The organism is Actinoplanes sp. TBRC 11911 (assembly GCF_012933445.1).
Classification (GTDB): Bacteria; Actinomycetota; Actinomycetes; order Mycobacteriales; family Micromonosporaceae; genus Actinoplanes.
On sequence record NZ_JABBNC010000020.1, the window covers coordinates 26,141 to 43,004 of the forward strand.

The 16,864-nt window shown below is 69.3% G+C and carries 13 protein-coding genes; 6 read left to right on the plus strand and 7 right to left on the minus strand.

From position 1 onward, the window contains the following. Positions 1-67: 67 nt before the first annotated feature. Both HH310_RS24960 and HH310_RS24965 read right to left on the minus strand, forming a co-directional pair. A complete protein-coding gene (locus HH310_RS24960; RefSeq protein ID WP_248294388.1) occupies positions 68-2,365 on the minus strand; it encodes a hypothetical protein in 2,298 nt (765 codons plus the stop codon). A gap of 22 nt (positions 2,366-2,387) precedes the next feature. Next, positions 2,388-3,164 (minus strand): deoxyribonuclease IV, encoded by a 777-nt coding sequence (locus HH310_RS24965; protein WP_169178075.1) that lies wholly within the window; start codon positions 3,162-3,164, stop codon positions 2,388-2,390. Between the two features lie 112 nt (positions 3,165-3,276). Here HH310_RS24965 and HH310_RS24970 point away from each other — a divergent pair, with 112 nt between their 5' ends. The 5 genes from HH310_RS24970 (at position 3,277) to rplI (ending at position 6,160) form a co-directional block, all read left to right on the plus strand. After that, positions 3,277-4,215, plus strand: coding sequence for a hypothetical protein (locus HH310_RS24970; RefSeq protein WP_169178076.1), 939 nt, complete (start codon positions 3,277-3,279; stop codon positions 4,213-4,215). A 281-nt stretch (positions 4,216-4,496) separates the two neighbouring features. Continuing rightward, complete coding sequence (rpsF, locus tag HH310_RS24975) at positions 4,497-4,787, plus strand: 30S ribosomal protein S6 (protein WP_014448192.1); 291 nt, start codon at positions 4,497-4,499, stop codon at positions 4,785-4,787. 67 nt (positions 4,788-4,854) lie between these two features. Then, entirely contained in the window at positions 4,855-5,415 is a 561-nt protein-coding gene (locus HH310_RS24980; RefSeq protein ID WP_169178077.1) for a single-stranded DNA-binding protein, read from the plus strand. 38 nt (positions 5,416-5,453) lie between these two features. Then, positions 5,454-5,693 (plus strand): 30S ribosomal protein S18, encoded by a 240-nt coding sequence (rpsR, locus tag HH310_RS24985; RefSeq protein WP_007073789.1) that lies wholly within the window; start codon positions 5,454-5,456, stop codon positions 5,691-5,693. A 17-nt stretch (positions 5,694-5,710) separates the two neighbouring features. Further along, positions 5,711-6,160, plus strand: a complete 450-nt coding sequence (gene rplI / locus HH310_RS24990) for a 50S ribosomal protein L9 (protein ID WP_169178181.1) — start codon at positions 5,711-5,713, stop codon at positions 6,158-6,160. A gap of 64 nt (positions 6,161-6,224) precedes the next feature. Here the strand turns inward: rplI and HH310_RS24995 are convergent, their stop codons facing one another. Then, positions 6,225-9,929, minus strand: a complete 3,705-nt coding sequence (locus HH310_RS24995; protein WP_169178078.1) for a hypothetical protein — start codon at positions 9,927-9,929, stop codon at positions 6,225-6,227. A 645-nt stretch (positions 9,930-10,574) separates the two neighbouring features. On the opposite strand from HH310_RS24995, the gene dnaB reads away from it, so the two are divergent. Next, entirely contained in the window at positions 10,575-11,861 is a 1,287-nt protein-coding gene (dnaB, locus tag HH310_RS25000; RefSeq protein WP_312034310.1) for a replicative DNA helicase, read from the plus strand. Here the strand turns inward: dnaB and HH310_RS25005 are convergent. The 4 genes from HH310_RS25005 to HH310_RS25020 are packed head-to-tail and all read right to left on the minus strand — an operon-like array spanning position 11,858 to position 16,818. After that, positions 11,858-12,193 (minus strand): hypothetical protein, encoded by a 336-nt coding sequence (locus HH310_RS25005; protein WP_169178080.1) that lies wholly within the window; start codon positions 12,191-12,193, stop codon positions 11,858-11,860. The genes dnaB and HH310_RS25005 overlap by 4 nt on opposite strands. After that, a complete protein-coding gene (locus HH310_RS25010) occupies positions 12,190-16,074 on the minus strand; it encodes a toxin glutamine deamidase domain-containing protein (RefSeq protein WP_169178081.1) in 3,885 nt (1,294 codons plus the stop codon). Before HH310_RS25010 ends, HH310_RS25005 begins: the two co-directional genes overlap by 4 nt. Further along, on the minus strand, positions 16,071-16,397 hold the full coding sequence (locus HH310_RS25015; RefSeq protein ID WP_169178082.1) for a hypothetical protein: 327 nt from the start codon (positions 16,395-16,397) through the stop codon (positions 16,071-16,073). The genes HH310_RS25010 and HH310_RS25015 overlap by 4 nt, the downstream gene beginning before the upstream one ends. After that, complete coding sequence (locus tag HH310_RS25020) at positions 16,390-16,818, minus strand: YbaB/EbfC family nucleoid-associated protein (protein ID WP_169178083.1); 429 nt, start codon at positions 16,816-16,818, stop codon at positions 16,390-16,392. The genes HH310_RS25015 and HH310_RS25020 overlap by 8 nt, the downstream gene beginning before the upstream one ends. Between the last annotated feature and the right edge of the window lie 46 nt (positions 16,819-16,864).

Genomic DNA, 16,864 nt, shown 5'->3' on the forward strand with positions numbered 1-16,864 from the left:
CCGGTCCTGTCAAAGCACGGAACCTGGTGGTGCGGTTGGGGGTGGCCAGCCCGTACGGGAGGAAATGTCAGTTCAGCCGGAAGATGACCGCGTCGTCCAAGTCCTCGCGGGTGATGTTGAGGCCGTCGACCGGGAGATCGCCGGCGCGTTCCCACGGTGTGCCGGCGACGTCGGAGCGCAGCAGGAGGACCGTGGTGATGCGCTGGGAACGCAGGTAGTCGATGCTGGCGGCGTCGGGGAAGTTGGCGACGTTGCGGCGTAGCTCGGCCTGGCGGGCGGAGGCGAATCCGCCGGCGCCGTTGGCCATCGGCTGGAAGCGGGTCGTCGACCAGAGCATGGTTGTCTGGTCGGTGAGGTCGGCGGTGGGCAGGACCAGCATCGGGCCGCTCACGGTGCGCATCGTCTTGGGCTGAGCGGGGACGACCGGGTGCGCCGTCGTGTTCCAGCCCTCGACCAGCACGAGCATCAGCGGAACCAAGGTGGCCAGGCGCAGCCACGGGCCGGGCCAGGGCGGGATCCGTTGTTCGGACCAGTGTTCGACGCGGCGGACGAACTCGGTGACCGCGCCGGCGGCGAGTATCGCCAGGAGAATCGTCGTCCACAGCATCAGGCGGCCTGGAATGCGCAGGCCGAGTGAGGCGGGCAAGTGGCCGAAGAGCGGCAGGTAAGTCCAGCGGCCGTCGAAGAATGTGGTGCCTAGCGTCAGGATGATCGTGCCGGCCAGGGCGATCAGCAGGAGAAGGCGCTGACGCAGGGTCCAGATCGAGAACGCCAGGCCGGCCAGCGCGAGTGCATAAAGGACGAATCCCGGAAGCAGGCTCATTTCGGCCGGCCAGTTCAGTGATGATCGCGGGACCTCGTGCGGTGCGCCCCAGATGCGCGACTCGGCGGGGCCGATCAGCAGGCTGCGCAGCGGCGGCGAGAAGAAGTTGATCTCGGCCGTGCCGTCGCTGCCGTCGTGGACCTTGAAGTACGGCAGGGCGATCAGCGCGGACACGCCGGCCAGGATGACAACGCCGAGCCCGTCGGTGACCAGCAGTCGCCAGCCGAGCACCGGGCGTTTTGCGGGGCGGCGCCACCAGCGGAGCGGCACCGTGATCAGCGCGATCACCAGGATCAGGCCGAGGACATAGAGGAACGGCACGCCGAGCGAGAAACCGAGGCTGACCTGCCACGCGGCGACCACCCAGCCGGCCGCGGCCCAGCCGATGCTGCGGCGGTCGGAGCGCAGGCCGCGTCGTAGCGACCAGCCGTGGCCGCGGGCTAGCATCGCGAGGGCGAGCGGGATGCCGCCGGCCGAGACGATGTCGAGGTGGCCTTCCTGGGCGAGGCGCCAGGGTGCGTAGGTGATCGCGGCGGCGGCGACCGCGGCCCCGGTGCGGCCGGCGCCGAGCTGGCGGACCAGGGCGTACCCGCCGAGGGCGAGCAGCGCGTGGGCCAGCACGAAGATGATGTTGTAGCGCAGGGTGGCGGCCAGCGGGCCCTCGCCGAGCATGCCGGCCGGGGCGTACCCGAGCAGGCTGTCGCCGAACGCGAAGCTGTTCGGTTCCGGGAAGAAGGCGTTGGACTGCCACAGCTTCACCGGGTCGGTGATCAGGATGTGCCCGCCCCAGGCGATCTGCCAGGCCTGCCGCGACGGATCCCAGATGTCCTGCGGCAGCGTGTGCAGCGGATATCGCAACGCCGGCCAGGTCAGGGCGACGGCGAGGAGCAGGCTCGCGTAGGTGGCCAGCGCGTACTCATGGATCAGCGACCGGCCCAAGGTGCGGGTGGCGCGGCGGAGACGGCCCGGTGGGCGATCGGCCGTGGTGGCGAATCTGGTCCACGGGTCTTCGGGGGCGCCTGGTGGGCGTTCGGACGGGAGGGGTTCGGCGCGTTTCGCGGGTGGGATCGTCGGTTGTGGAGGATCGGCGGGTGCGGGTGCGGGTGCGGGTGCGGGTGCGGGTGCGGCTGCGGCTGCGGCTGCGGCTGCGGGTGCGGCTGCCGGTGCCGGTGCGGGCGGCGCGGTGTCGGGATCGGCCAGCGCGACGGCTGCTTTGGGGGATTTGTCCGAGGTGGCGGCCGTTGCGGAATGGGCTGCCGGTCTCCGGCGGCGGCGGAACATGCCGCGGCGGTGGGGCGTCGAATGCGCTGCCTCGTCCAGCTTGGTGGGCTGTGTAGCCGGTGCGGAAGGCTGGGTTGCGGATGTCGCGCCCGGCTGCTGCGCCGATGCCTCGGCGGGCTCTCCCGGCTGGGCGGGGGACTTCGGATCCTCCACAGACGAGCTTGGCGCCTCCGTGTGGATCGTGGCGGGCACCGCCGGCCGCAGGCCCTCGCCAGGCTGCGAGCCCGGCGGAGCGGACGGCTTCGGCTGCTCCGTGGTCATGACCCTCCCCAGTGCCGGCGCGTCAGCGCCCCGCCCGCTCCTTCAAAAGAGCGATGTCGGCGGTCTGTCCCTCGACGCCGCCCGGCGTCTCCACGACGGCCGGCGCTCCGGCGGCCCGGATCGCGGCCACCACCAACTCGGGGTCGATCTTGCCATTGCCGAGGTTGTCGTGTCGGTCTTGGCCCGAATCAAAGCCGCCCTTGGAGTCGTTGGCGTGGATCAGGTCGATGCGGCCGGTGATCGATTTCACGCGGTCGACGACGCCGGTGAGATCCTCGCCGCCGGCGAAGGCGTGGCAGGTGTCCAGGCAGAACCCAGCGCCGAACGACCCCACCGCCTCCCACAGGCGGGCCAGGTCGTCGAAGCGGCGGGCGCACGCGTTGTCGCCGCCGGCGGTGTTTTCGATCAACACCGGCAGCGGGAGCCCGCCGTCTTTCTCGGCATATTCGAAGGCTTTGCGCCAATTGTCGAAACCGACCGCGAGATCGGTGTCCTTGCCGACGTGGCCGCCGTGCACGATCAGGCCCTTCGCGCCCAGCTCGGCGGCGGCGCGGGCGTGTGCCATCAGCAGCTTGCGGCTGGGGATGCGGATGCGGTTGTTGGGCGAGGCGACATTAACGATGTATGGCGCGTGGATGTAGATGTCCACCTCGGACTCGCGCAGGGTCGCCGCGTCCTCGCGAGGTTTGGGCGTTTTGTAGCCCTGCGGGTCGGTCAGGAAGAACTGCACGGCGTCGGCTCCGCGGGCGGCCGCGGCCTCCAGCGGGTCGACGGGATCGACATGGGCTCCGATGCGCATGGGATGAGACTACGACGCGGGTACGACGGTTTTCCCGGCCGCGTCACCAGCCTCCGGCAGGGCTCGTTAGCTGCATAGATCACAACTGACGGCGCGAGCTGGGAGATAGTGCATGTCGCGGCAGTTCCGATACCGGATGACGGCTCTCGCCCTGGGCGGACTGATCTTCGGCATGCCGATGCTCGCGGCCGGGACGGCCAGTGCCGATCCGGTTCACGAGAACGGACAGCTGGTGATCTTCGACGGTGGCAGCATGCTGGACCTGTCCTGCGAGTCGCAGCCGAACGTCGAGTCGCTGACGGTGCCCGCGGAGAGCACGGTCATGGTGGTCAACAACACCGGGTACAGCGCGGATCTGCGGCTCGGCGGCGACACGAAGGGCACGCTCGCCGACCACGGGGCGACCGAGGTGGTCTTCCGGCGGGGCACCACCGCAGTCGTCATGGAGCCGAACTGCCCGTTCCCCGACGATGCGACTCCGCTGCTGGTCACGGCTGCCGCGTCGCCGGCCGCGACGATGCCGGACCCGACTCCGGCGCCGTCCGACGATCGTCCGGCGGTGGACACCGCGACGGAGACGAGTGCGCCGGCCGCGTCTGTCATGTCCGGTTCCGGGTCGACGGCGCAGCGCCCGTCCCGGCTGCAGCAGGCGCGTCCGCAGCAGCCGGATGCGTTGCGCGCCGCCGTCAACGCGATGCCGCCGGGTGGCGCGGCGCCACGGTCCAAGACAAAAGACAAGGTCAAGCCCGTTTCCCGTACGCCTGAAGGCCGTGCACACGCGTTCACCGGCATGCCACCTGGAGACGCGAAGACCGTGGTCACCGGCGTACCGCAAATGGATCTGGCGCCGATGATCGAGGAGCGTGAGGCGGTGGCACCGGCGCAACCCGGGATCGCCGCTGCGGAGCCGGTGGCGGCCATGGAGCCGATCTCGCACGGCGGGCCGACCGGGCTGCTGGGGGTGATCGCCGCGGTGTGCGTGCTGGGTGTCGGCGCAGCGGCAATTCGGGCAATCGTGTCGCAACGTGCGAATCGGTCAAAAGTGGCGTAGTCTTCACTCACAAGCTCCGCGGGGCGGCCGCGTCCAACCTCATCGGTGTGGTCGTTCCTCCCCAGGTCCCACCCAGCGAAAGCGGATCGGACGCCCCGCGGCTCCAGCAGGCAGGACCCCGTCATCCGGCGGGGTCCTTGGTTTTGGTACGGCGTCCCCGCCTGGGTATGCTGGCTCGGTTCATAGCGCCGTTATGGGTCATCGGCCCGCGCTGTGATCGACACAAGACCTCCTGCCACGGAAAGACCGTGGCCGCATAGCCCACAGGAGGTGAGAAAGTCTTGCGTCATTACGAACTCATGGTGATCCTCGACCCTTCACTCGAGGAGCGCACCGTGGCCCCGTCGCTCGATCAGTACCTGAATGTCATCCGGACCGCCGGTGGCTCGGTGGAGAAGCTCGACGTCTGGGGCCGTCGCCGGCTCAGCTTCGAGATCAACAAGAAGGCCGAGGGCATCTACGCCGTCGTCGACCTTCAGGCGACCCCGGAGGCCGTCGCTGAGCTGGACCGTCAGCTGCGGCTCAACGAGTCGATCCTCCGCACCAAGGTCATTCGGCCCGAGACCCGCTGACCGCTCGTTTTTTGTCAGGGGGTACTGAGAACCTCCTACGAACGAGAACAGCGGCGAGGAGTAGATCATGGCAGGAGAAACCACCATCACGGTCGTCGGTAACCTCACCGACGACCCCGAGCTGCGCTTCACCCCGTCGGGTGCGGCGGTTGCCAAATTCCGTATCGCGTCCACGCCGCGGACTCTGGACCGGCAGTCGGGCGAGTGGAAAGACGGCGAGCCACTCTTCCTCGCGTGCAACATCTGGCGTGACGCCGCCGAGCACGTCGCCGAGTCGCTGCAGCGTGGCGCTCGGGTGATCGTGCAGGGCCGGCTTCGCCAGCGGTCTTACGAGACCCGCGAGGGCGAGAAGCGCACCGTCTACGAGCTCGAGGTCGACGAGATCGGCCCGTCGCTGCGGTACGCCACGGCGAAGGTGCAGCGGGTGAGTCGCTCCGGCGGCGGCGGAGGCGGCGGTTTCGGTGCCTCCGGCGGTGGTGGTGGCAACCGGCAGCCCAGCGGTGGCGGCGGAGGTAACAACAACTTCGACGACCCGTGGGCGACGGCTGCTCCGGCTTCCGGTGCCCGCTCCGGCGGTTCCGGCGGCGGCGCCAGCAGCTCCTCGTTCGACGACGAGCCTCCCTTCTAAGCCCGAGCAGGGCTCCCGTGACATCAGGAGTAAGAGCAATGGCAAAGGCTGCGGCACTGCGCAAGCCGAAGAAGAAGGTGAACCCGCTCGACAAGGACGGGATCACCTACATCGACTACAAGGACACCGCCCTGCTGCGGAAGTTCATCTCCGACCGGGGCAAGATCCGTGCCCGCCGGGTCACCGGGGTGACCTCGCAGCAGCAGCGGCAGATCGCTCGTGCGGTCAAGAACGCCCGTGAGATGGCGCTCCTGCCGTACACGGCGACGGCGCGCTGAGGAGGATCGGCATGAGCATGAAGATCATCCTCACCCAGGAGGTGTCGGGTCTCGGCACCCCCGGCGACATCGTCGAGGTCAAGAACGGCTACGGCCGTAACTACCTGCTGCCGCAGGGTTTCGCGATCCAGTGGAACAAGGGCGCCGAGAAGCAGGTCGCGGTCATCAAGCGGGCCCGTGAGGCGCGCGAGATCCGTGACCTGGGCCAGGCCAACGAGGTCAAGGCCCAGCTCGCCGGCCTGAAGGTGACGCTGAGCGCGCGCTCCGGCAACGGTGGCCGTCTGTTCGGCTCGATCACGCCGGCCGAGATCGTGGACGCGGTCAAGGCCGCCGGCGGTCCGTCGCTGGACCGTCGTCGTCTCGAACTGCCGGGGCACATCAAGACCACCGGGGCGTACAACGTCCAGGTCAAGCTGCACCCCGAGGTGACCGCGACGTTCCCGGTGAACGTGGTGGCCGCTAAGTAGTTCGTCTTTTCGACGCGAACGGCGCGTCGGGCCTCGTGCCCGGCGCGCCGTTTTGTCTCACCCGCTAGCTCAGGCTGTTGCCGGTGATCGCGGAGAACAGCACCGTGGCCAGGCCGCCACCCACCACCGCGGCGGCGAGACCCACGCTGATCGCCTTCCACGAGTCGCTAACGCGGCGGATGCCGACCGCGATCAGGATGCTGAGCACCAGCGAGACGCCGAACTGCGGGGCGGCCTTGCCCAGGGTGGAGGTTGCTTGCGACTGCGAGCCCGTCACCAGCATGTACGCGAGGAACAGGACGACCGGGACGCCGTACCAGATGACCGTGTATCCGACTGCCGCTAGTAGACCGCCGGATTCAGGTTCACCCTCCTCGTCGTCCGGATCGAGCAGATTGCTCCTCCGGCTCATGGGGAAGCCGCCCGACATCGCGCGGCGCTCGTAGGAGCCGGAGAGCCCCTGGTAACCGTTGCTGGTCCGCGGCGGGCGGGCCTGGGCCTCGCGCTGCTCCCGCGGGACCGGGGAGTTCAGCGAGGTGCCGGTGGTGGATAAATTCCTCGGGGCCGCGGCTGAGCCGCTCGACCGAAAGGGCACGTAGTCCGAGGTGCCGTAGCGCCGGGATTCACCGTCGGCGAGGTTACTTCGGTCGGCGAGATCTCGTCGCCAGTCGTCCTCCTGGCCGGCGTCCCCGTAGCCGCGGGAGTCATCCTCGCGTTGCCAAGCCGGCTTTTGCTGCCAGCCGTTGGGGTCGGCGTTCCAGGGTTCGGTGGCGGCCGGGTCGGCGGCGGGCGGCGGTCCCGGGTCCAATTGGGCGCGCCAGTCGCCGGCGCGGCCGTTCTGGCGGCCCAGGTCGTTGTCCCAGCCGCCCCGGGTGGTGTCGTCGCCGCGGCGGCCGATGCCGGGGCGGTCGTCGCGTGACCAGGACGGAGTGTCGCCGCCCGGTGACCGGGAGGGCGGTTCGCTGCCTGATGACCAGGACGGCTGTTCGCCGCTTGACGACCAGGACGGCTGTTCGCCGCCGGACGACCAGGAGGGCGGTTGGCCGGCGCCGGTGGGCGGGCCTTGGCGGCGGGCCCGTCGGTCGTCGGTGGGCTCGGGGTCGCGGCGCCAGCTGTCGGTGGTGGGTGCGCGGCCGCCTGGTAGGTCATCGTTGTCGGTGGCGCGGCGGCGGCCGCCGGCGCGGTACGGGTCGTCCGAGCCGTACGGGGTCGCGCGTGCGCCGTTGGTGCCGGTGCCGGGGATGCCGCTGCGTGGGGCGGCGGTGCCGTAGCCGGGGGCGCTGCGGGGCGCGACCGAACCGTATCCGCCGCCGTAGGGGGTGGCGCTGCGCGGAGCCGTGGCCCCGCCTCCGTACGTGGTGTCGCCGCGGGATGGGTCTGGCTCGCGTCCGTAGGGCTGCGCGGAGCCGGGTTCGCCGCGGTAGGGCAGGGCGGAGCTGGGTTCGTTTCCGAAGGACCGGGCGGAACTTGGCTCGCGTCCGTAAGGCTGGGCGGAGCCGGGTCCGCTTCCGTAAGGCTGGGCCGAGCCCGGGTCGCCCGCACCCCCGTACGGCAGGGCGCTGCGCTGGGCCGGGCCCGGTTCGCCGCGGTACGGCAGGGCGCTGCGCTGAGCCGGGCCGGGTTCGCCGCGGTAGGGCAAGGCGCTGCGTGGTGCGGGACCGGGCGAGTCGGCGCCACGCGGTGTTTCGGCGTACGGCGCGCGTCCGCGGCTCTCCGGCAGGGCGCCGCGTCCATCGTCGTACGGGTTGACGCCGTTGCGTCGGCCACCGTCCGGTGGGGCGCTGCGGGGTGCTTGCGGGGGCTGCTCGCCGTAGGAGCCGCCGCGTCGGCCGCCGTCGGCGATCGCGCTGGTGGGAGCCGTGCCGAACCCGCTGTCGTACGGATTGCCGCGGTTGCTTCGATCGGGCATGGCGCTGCGCAGGGCCGGGCCGGGCGCGTCCGAATACGGGGCGCCGCGTCGGCCGTCCGGGATTCCGCCGCCCGTGTCGTAGGGGTTGCCGCCGCCGTTGTACGGCGCGTCGGCGGGCATGGCGCTGCGTGGCGCCGGCGCTTCGTAGTCGGGGGTCGCGCTGCGCGGGGCGCTCGGCAGGGCCCGCCGCGGCGTTGCCGGTGAGCCGCCGTACGGCATGGCGCTCGCCGGTGCGCTCCCGAAGGCCGCGCCGCCGCGCGTGCCGGCCGGGGCGCTGGACGGTGCCGCGGGCAGTTCAAGCCGTCCCTTGGACGGTTCGGCCATGGCCTCGCGGCGGGCCGCCTCGGCGCGCCACGCCAGGACACGGGGGTCGTCGTCGGAGCGGCTCCACTGGCCGGTGTCCGGGTCGCGCATCCAGTTGCTGGTGTCCGGCTCGGCCGCCCAGGAACCGGTGTGCTCGCGCCAGTCGTCCTGCACCTGGTTGTAGCGGGCGCGGCCCTTCGGCGGGCCCGGGTTCTCGGGGGCGGGGGCAGCGGGCGACTGCTGGGCGAACGCGCGGCGGTCGGTGGGCTCCGGCTGGGCGAATGCCCGGCGGTCGGTCGGCTCCTGCTCCGCCTCGGCTCGTCGCCGGCCACCGCGCTGCGGCATCGGCGCTGCGACCTCGGGGGCCGGAGTTTCCTCGGCGTAGCGGCCACGTCGGCCGGCCGGGTAGGCCGTCTGTGCGGCGCCCTGCATCTCATCGGCTCGACGGGGGCGCGGGGTCTCGGCGTACGGGGCCTGGGGTGGATCCTCACGCCGTCGACGGCGACCGGGCTCGGTGGGTTCCTCGTACGGTGCGGCGGGCAGGGCACGGCGGCCGATCGGCTCGGCCGGTGCGCTGACCGGATCGGCCGAATAGCGTCCGCCGCCCCAGGACGGGGCCTCGGCGGCCGGCTCCGGATAGAGCGAGATGTTGCCGGTGTCGGTGTAGCCCGCCCAGTCGGCGGCGTCCGAGCGTCCACTCCATCCCGTACCGCCGGCCGGGTTTTCCGGGGCCCGGCGGCGTCCGATGCGGGGTGAGCTGTCGCCCGGGTCCATCTCCGCGCCGCGACGCCAGGCCGCGCGATCGTCCTCGCGCACCAGATGGCGGGCGTCCTCGGGGCGTGGCGTCTGCCAGCTCGGCGTCTCGGTGGACTCGTCACGGCCCCAGCCGCGGTTCGTGGCGGGAGTGTCGTTCCAGGTCGCGGTGCCTTCGATGGCGTTGCTGCGCCAGCTGGGCGTGGTGCTGGAGGTGGGCTCGACGAGCTGCTGCCAGGAGGACGAGCTTTCGATCGGCGGACGCGGCGCGGGCTGCTGCCAGGACGCCGGTTCCTGCGTCTGCCAGGGCTGCGACTCCTGGGCGGACCAGGTGGGTGTCTCCTGCGACGATTGCCACGAATCGGCACGCCACGGCTCGCTCGACGTGTCGGTGAACTGCTGCCACGCCGGGCGGGAGTCCGCGGCGGGTTGGTTTGCCGACTCGGTCGGTGTCCACGGCGTACTGGAAATGGCTGGTTGTGACATCGGGGTCTCGGCCGCCGGAGGGTAGGAACGGTTTCCGCTGTTCTGCCACGCCTCCGTGGTGGAGCGCCAGCCGTGTGAACCGGTCGTGGAACGCCACTCGGTGGTCTGTTTCCAGCGTGCGCCGCCAGTAGCCCGCCACTCGGCGGTCTCGGTGCGCCAGCCCACGCCGTCCGAAGGGTAGGTCGGACGGCCGGTCGTGGCCGGGGTGTCGGACCAGCGACTCGCCGGCTCGACCGCCTGGTCCTGCGGGGACTCGGCCTGCGTCGCCCACGCGTCGGCCCGTTGCTGCCACGCGAGCGCCTCGTCGCTCGGTTGCAAACTCCCCGTATCGGTCAGACTCGACCACTTGGGATCGGGATCCGCGAAATCAGGAGACTCTGGACCCCGGGAAGCACGCGGCTCCGCAGCACGCCGCTCGCGCGGCATGCGGGCGCCGTAGTCCCACTCCCGTTGGTCCACCCAGAAAGGGTGACGTGCAAGCGTCGGAACCGCAACGCCTCGGGGCGACGGCTTGCTTACGCCGCGCGTCTTTTTCTTCCCCACAAGCTGTTGACGACGTATTACCTGCTCGACAAGGCAGTGAAGAAATCATCCCCAGAAGTTATGCACAGGCTGTGCACAGGGCTGCCCACAGGCCCAGGTGAGATGTCCACAGGTTGTCCCAAGACTCGTCCACCGGGGCAGTTGGGCAGGTGGACCCGGGGTTCGTAGAGTGGTGCCGCCGCACGCGCGATCTTGATCAGGAAAAAGCTTCTGATCATGGTGGGGAAGTCAGCCGAAAGTGTCATACCCGGGCTGTTAGATCGCATTTGCAAGGCCACGGCGAGCGGAGGGGGGTCCCGGGTGTCGATCACCGACGACACGCGACCGGAGGCACGGCCGCCCGCGCAGCCGCCGTCCGGAAACCAGTTCGGCGCGCAGCTCGACAAGGCGCCCCCGCAGGACGTCGCGGCCGAGCAGGGCGTGCTCGGCGGCATGCTGCTGTCCAAGGACGCCATCGCCGACGTCGTCGAGATCCTCAAAACCCCGGATTTCTATCGGCCGGTGCACGCCACGATCTTCGACGTCATTCTCGACCTGTACGGGCGGGGTGAACCGGCCGACGCGTTGACGGTCGCGGCCGCGCTCGCCGACTCGGGCGACCTGCAGCGCATCGGCGGTGTGCCCTATCTGCACACTCTGATCGAGAGCGTGCCGACGGCGGCCAACGCCTCTTACTACGCGCGCATCGTCTCCGAGCGGGCGATCCTGCGGCGCCTGGTCGAGGCCGGCACCAAGATCGTGCAGCTGGGCTACGGCACCGGCGGCAACGGCGGCCGCGACGTCGACGACATCGTCGACCTGGCGCAGCAGGCCATCTACGACGTCACCGAGAAGCGGGTGAGCGAAGACTTCGCGGCCCTCGGTGACATGCTGCAGCCGACGCTCGACGAGATCGAGGCGGTCGGTGCCCAGGGCGGCGTCATGACCGGCGTGCCGACCGGCTTCTCCGACCTGGACCGCCTGCTCAACGGCCTGCATCCCGGCCAGCTCATCATCGTGGCCGGCCGCCCCGGTCTCGGTAAGTCGACGGTCAGCATGGACTTCGCCCGCAACGCCGCGATCCGCAGCAACTGCGCCAGCGCCATCTTCTCCCTCGAAATGAGCAAGATCGAGATGGTCATGCGGTTGCTGTCCGCCGAGGCCCGCGTGCCGCTGCACGTGCTCCGATCCGGCCAGCTCACCGACGACGACTGGTCCAAGCTGGCCCGCCGGATGGGTGAGATCAGCGAGGCACCCATCTTCGTCGACGACACGCCGAGCATGAACCTCATGGAGATCCGAGCGAAGGCGCGTCGCCTCAAGCAGCGCCACGACCTGAAACTCCTGGTCGTCGACTATCTCCAGCTGATGACGTCACCGAAACGCACCGAAAGCCGCCAGCAGGAGGTCGCCGACCTGTCCCGTGGCCTCAAGCTCTTGGCGAAGGAGATCGAGTGCCCGGTCATCGCGGTCTCGCAGCTGAACCGTGGCCCCGAGCAGCGCACCGACAAGCGCCCCCAGCTGTCCGACCTGCGCGAGTCCGGCTCCATCGAGCAGGACGCCGACGTGGTGATCCTGCTCCACCGTGACGACTACTACGACAAGGAGTCACCGAGGGCGGGCGAGGCCGACTTCATCGTGGCCAAGCACCGAAACGGCCCCACCGACACGGTGACGGTGGCGGCGCAGTTGCACTTGTCCCGCTTCGTCGACATGGCCGTGGTCTAGCCCACTGGCGGGCCATACGTCATGCCCGAGCGCTCGCCATCCTCAATGATCTGGACGAGGACGTCCTCTGCGGGCAGGTCCGTATGTAGGTCGTCACGGGCTACCCGCTCGGCGGTTTGACGATCAATGTCGCGAAGCCGATCGAACTGCTCGTCGTTGTAAAGGATCCGCGCGGCCACGCTCGGTGCATAGATCCACGCATCGTGGCGCACGCTCCAGAGCACCGCCTGCAACGGTCGGTCGACAGCCTCGATGGAGGCGATCACGTTGCCCGCATGATCATCTTCTGCCGATCGCAGCACCTGGGTGTAGTCGAAGTGTTCTCGCGTCATGTCTCTTGCCCCTCAGATGGTCCGAAGACATCGTCACGGGTCAGACCGTGTCTGGCCAGCACGTCGTCCAGGGAAATGCCATCTGCCGCCAGCGCCGCCTCGTACCGCGTCCACACACGACGTTTCTTCTCAGTCCAGCGCGAGAATGTCGTGTCTGCCGTGTCGATTCTGGCATTCATCTCGAGAAGCACCTGAAGATCCGAAGGCTGATGTTCGGAAAGATGCCGTTCCTTGTTCAACGCGAAGATCTTCAAGAGAGCGTCAATGCGCTCCTTGGAGCTGAAGCGGCCGGTTCGAACGCGTTTGTACAGCGCGTGGGTATCCGCACCGATGCTGCTGGTCAGAGGCGTTGGAAACTGCAGCTCGAAGACCTTTCCCTCAGCGTCGGTCATCGTGACGTTCAAACCGTTGTGTCGACCTCGGGGGGCCCAGAAGCTGAGGAGCCGATGAACCTTATAGCCGCTCGCGGTCAACGTCTTGAGAATCTGAACCACTGAACGGCCGTATCCGACCTCGGACACCTCGATCGAGAATCGGACCAGGTCTTTCGCATCGGCGAGGAACTTGCCGAGCCCCGCTTGCCTGGCGGCGACGTCATCCAGGAAGGCTCGCGCGATGGAGTCAGGCTCCTTTGTGCGGTGGTTCTCGCCAGTCACCTTGGGCTGCGTCCCGTCCGGTGCGGGTGCCGCTGTCGCCGCGATCCGTTGCAGGTCAGGGAGGATGCGATTGGCGATTTTCGTCGAGCGTCGCTGCACGTCTTCAATCACGTCACGCTCGTCCGAAGACAGCGATTCGAGCGCCTGCCGTTCGACGACCGACTCAAGGTCCAATCCATCGGACGGTGAGGTCGGCGGCCTATTTTCGTCGGCGGCGCCGGTGGGGGCTGCGGAGCGCTGGCCTGGGCCGTGGTGTGGGAGGGGGGCCGGGGTGCCATTGGCGTCCACCACCAAGGCGTCCAAAGACGTGATGTTTGTGTTTGCACGGGTGCCCCGGTGGGCGTACGGCGAGGTGTTCTCGGCGATTCTGCCTATCTGCGGGTCCAGGAACAGGATGGTCCCGTGGTGGTTGGTGGCTGCCCAGGCGTGGCTGCCGCCGGCTTCGATGTCGGTGACTATGAAGGCGTAGGCGCCGTGGCCGGTGTTCAGCAGGTGGTTTCGCAAGTTGCGCAGCGCCAGGTCGATGGCGGGTTTTGCCGCTGCGGGGCTGGCACTTCCCATGTACGGGCAAAGGTTTTGGAAAGTGGTTCCGGTGGCGTCCTGGATTCGGCGGATGCCGTTTGTTTCGCCGCCTAAGGGGCGGTCGGGGTTGCCGTGGGCGTACGTGTCGAATGTGCGTGGGGCGGAAACGCGTGGGCGGCCGTGAATGTAAGTGTCGAAAAGGGCCAGTACGCCGTCGACGCAATTCAGGCCGCGGGTGGGGTCGAGTTCGGGGCCGCCGTCGTTGGCCAGGCGGAACCAGCGGCCCGTACGCGGATCGGGCAGTCGCTGAGGGCGGCCGTCGCCGGCTCGCGGGACGGCGTTCTCCAGGTCCGTTTGATGTACGGCCAAGGGGGCGCGCAAACCGCCGACGACGTTGTAGCGGCGGGTGCTGTCGATCGGGGGGCGGCCGAAACTGCCGGTCACCGCGGAGAGGTCGTCGGTGTGGACGCCGCCGGGGGCCAGGTTGCCCACGTCGGTGTTGATTCGTGCCCAGTCCCGCGGGCCTACCTCCACCTTGGCGGGGGCCAGGCGGCCGGTGCGTACATGGTCGATCTGGGTTTCGATCTCGTCGACGATCGCGCTGAACTCGGTGGCGCGGCGTCGGTGGTCCGCGCCGCGGAGGGTGAGGCCGGCTCGGAAAGCCAGGTCGGCGTCGTGGCCCAGGCCGAGGATCTTGGCGCGGCCCTGCTCGGCGATGCTGGTCAGGTAGTTGATGTACTCGTCGCGGCGGTTGAGTTCGTGGGTGCGGCGGACGTGCTGGGCATAGCCGAAATATCCGGCATCGTTGCGGATCGGGTCGGCGTAGGGGTTGGTGGGGACGCGGGACGACGGCTGACGAGGGATCGTCCTGCTACTGGCGGTTCTAGTTTCTGTGGGGCCCAAAGCGGCGGCGATGCGGTCCAGGTCGGACAACGGGCGGCGGACGGTCGAAGCGCCCGGCGTGACGACGGCCGGTGTCGGATTCGCGAAGAACTGGGCGGTCGGATCCGTTGACAGCGAAGGCGGGCCGGCCAAGGCCGTATTCAGAGGAGCGGTCGAGGTCGCGGGCGATGAAAGCGAAATGTCGGAAAGGCGTGGACTGGAGTCAGGTGAAGAGACATCGGCCGGTCCGGTGACCGAAACCGTGGCGGAAGTCCCGGCCGAGGTTGACGACCCGAGGCCCAACGACGCGTCGGTGGAATGCCCCGCCAAAGCCGATGGCCCGTCGGTCGATGACAAACCAGCAGGAGACGGCGTCGTAGCTGACCCGTCGGCTGATGCCGCAATCGCAGGAGCGCCGCTCGACGCCCCGCCGTTCGAGTCCGCGCCGTTCAAATGAGAGTCGCCGGAGGTCGTTCCGTTCAATCCAGCGTCGCCGGACGTCGTTCCGTTCAATCCAGCGTCGCCGGACGTCGTTCCGTTCAATCCAGCGTCGCCGGACGTCGCGCCGTTCAGCCCAGCGTCGCCGGAGGCCGCACCGTTCAACCCAGCGTCCCCCGACGTCGCACCGTTCAACCCAGCGTCCCCCGACGTCGCACCGTTCAAGCGGGCATCCCCCGAGGCCGCACCGTGCGAACCATTGCCCGATGCCGACCCATTCGCCCCCACACCATCCGTCGAATCAGCAGCAAACGACGATTCGGTAGAGGACGTCCCGGCAAACCCATCCGCAGACGACCCGATATCCCCAAAACTCGGCGAAGACCCCTCAAGATCCAGCTTCCCCAACGACGAAGCAGACGCGTCGACAGTGGACGCCACCCCGTGAATCGCGGACCCACTGGCCCCGGAAGCACCCGCTTTCGCCGCATTCTCCAGACCCGGCAAATCACCAAAAGCGGCCGCCGCCCCGAACTCCGCGAAGACCTCCCCGCCGGCCCCCCGCACCACCCCGCCGTGATGCCCGTGCGCCCCCACCTCGGACCCGACCGCAGCCGCCCCACCGGCAAACCCGCCGACCGCCGACAGCCCGAGATCGGTAAAGCTCAAGCCGTGCGACCGCCCGGTCGACTCCTGATAAAGCTGGATCCCCCCGTTGGTCGCGAACTCCTCGCGCGCCTCCTCCAGCCCCTCGTGCAGGGCTTTCCTGCCGATCTTGGTGAGCCCTTGCTTGGTGGTGAGCTCCTTGATCGCGTGCTGCGCCGTCGCCTTCAGCGCCTTCTTGCCGAGCTGCTCCACCAGCCGCTTGAAGATCTGCTGAATCGCCATCCGGGTCGTCATGATCAAGCCGCCGGCCGCGGGGGACGCCGCACCGAACGTCAGCGCGACCGTGATCGCCATCCCGATCAACTCGGTCAGGAAGATGCCGATCTCGATCCAGGCCTCGAGCTTCGCCCCCTCGAGATCACGTCCGCAGCCTTCGACGAGTTGGCCGAGCCCGTCCGCGATGTGCAACAACCCGTTCAGCGGGGCATCGTCGTCGCCGGCGAGCTGCTGAAAGGCGTTCCGGAAGCCGTCCGCCGTGATCCCCGCGCCGCCGTAACCGTCGAGCACGCGCGCGGCCGCGTCGAACGTCGCCTCCCGCGGCGAGGCCAGATCCGTCGCCAGCACGTACCAGCGGTCGGCGACATCCCAGGTCGAGACCTCGTTCCCGGCGGGCCAATCAAACCCGACGACCCATTCCAGCGCCTCGTACGCCCACCCGGGCACATCGAACGGCGAGAACTCCAGCGGGTGCGGGATCGGGCTGGGTAGAAGGCTCATATCCGGCTCCGGCGGAAGCGATGCCCGGCGTCGATGTCGGCGCCCACGTTGTCACGAACGGACAGTTCCGCCGCCTCGCCCAGCCCCGCCACATACTCCGCGAGCTGCGTCCAGGCCTCGAGAACCTGCTGTTCAACGGGCCGATACTGACGCTCGAACGACCTCCCGTAGTCGTCGGCCCCCCATGGCTGCGCCGTCGACGCCGAAGCCAGTTCGGCGCCGGGCCCCCGCCGCAGCGCACCGAGTTCCTCGCCGGCCTCGTGCAGTGCACGAGAGCCCGCGGTCGCCCGGTCGGCGTCGAGAAAGAGCCATTGGTTACTCATCGCCCATGAGGGAATCACGCTCCGTCAAGTTGGCGTCGGGCCGGCGCATCGCAGCCCCGAATGCGTTGTCGCGTAACGCGCGTAACGCGGACGATTCGGGCGGGAGATACTCGGCCATCAACTCTTCGACCTGATCGACGCTGCGCCGGGCGGCCTCCTGGACGGTCGCGAGGATCGCCCGGGCCAGTCGATCACTGTCCATCGTGGGCGCCCGGCGCCGATCAAGCTGAAGATCGACAAGTTGGCCCCGGGGTCCGACCGTGGCTCGTACCAGGCCGTTTGTCGATTCGACGGTCACCCGCAGCGAGGCCAGCCGCCGCTGCAACTCGTCCATGTCGGACCGCAGCCGGCCGTAGCGCCCGTAGACCTCCGCCAGCCGGTCCCGCAGATGCCGGTTCGCGTCCCGATCGGACTCCGCCATGGCGTCACCGTATCGAGTGACCTCGACTTTGCGTAGTCCGCTAACT

Coding starts and splice junctions, on each gene's coding strand:
- HH310_RS24960 (WP_248294388.1), bottom strand. CDS start 2,365: ATGACCACGGAGCAGCCGAAGCCGTCCGCTCCGCCGGGCTCGCAGCCT.
- HH310_RS24965 (WP_169178075.1), bottom strand. CDS start 3,164: ATGCGCATCGGAGCCCATGTCGATCCCGTCGACCCGCTGGAGGCCGCG.
- HH310_RS24970 (WP_169178076.1), top strand. CDS start 3,277: ATGTCGCGGCAGTTCCGATACCGGATGACGGCTCTCGCCCTGGGCGGA.
- HH310_RS24980 (WP_169178077.1), top strand. CDS start 4,855: ATGGCAGGAGAAACCACCATCACGGTCGTCGGTAACCTCACCGACGAC.
- rpsR (WP_007073789.1), top strand. CDS start 5,454: ATGGCAAAGGCTGCGGCACTGCGCAAGCCGAAGAAGAAGGTGAACCCG.
- rplI (WP_169178181.1), top strand. CDS start 5,711: ATGAAGATCATCCTCACCCAGGAGGTGTCGGGTCTCGGCACCCCCGGC.
- HH310_RS25005 (WP_169178080.1), bottom strand. CDS start 12,193: ATGACGCGAGAACACTTCGACTACACCCAGGTGCTGCGATCGGCAGAA.
- HH310_RS25010 (WP_169178081.1), bottom strand. CDS start 16,074: ATGAGCCTTCTACCCAGCCCGATCCCGCACCCGCTGGAGTTCTCGCCG.
- HH310_RS25015 (WP_169178082.1), bottom strand. CDS start 16,397: ATGAGTAACCAATGGCTCTTTCTCGACGCCGACCGGGCGACCGCGGGC.
- HH310_RS25020 (WP_169178083.1), bottom strand. CDS start 16,818: ATGGCGGAGTCCGATCGGGACGCGAACCGGCATCTGCGGGACCGGCTG.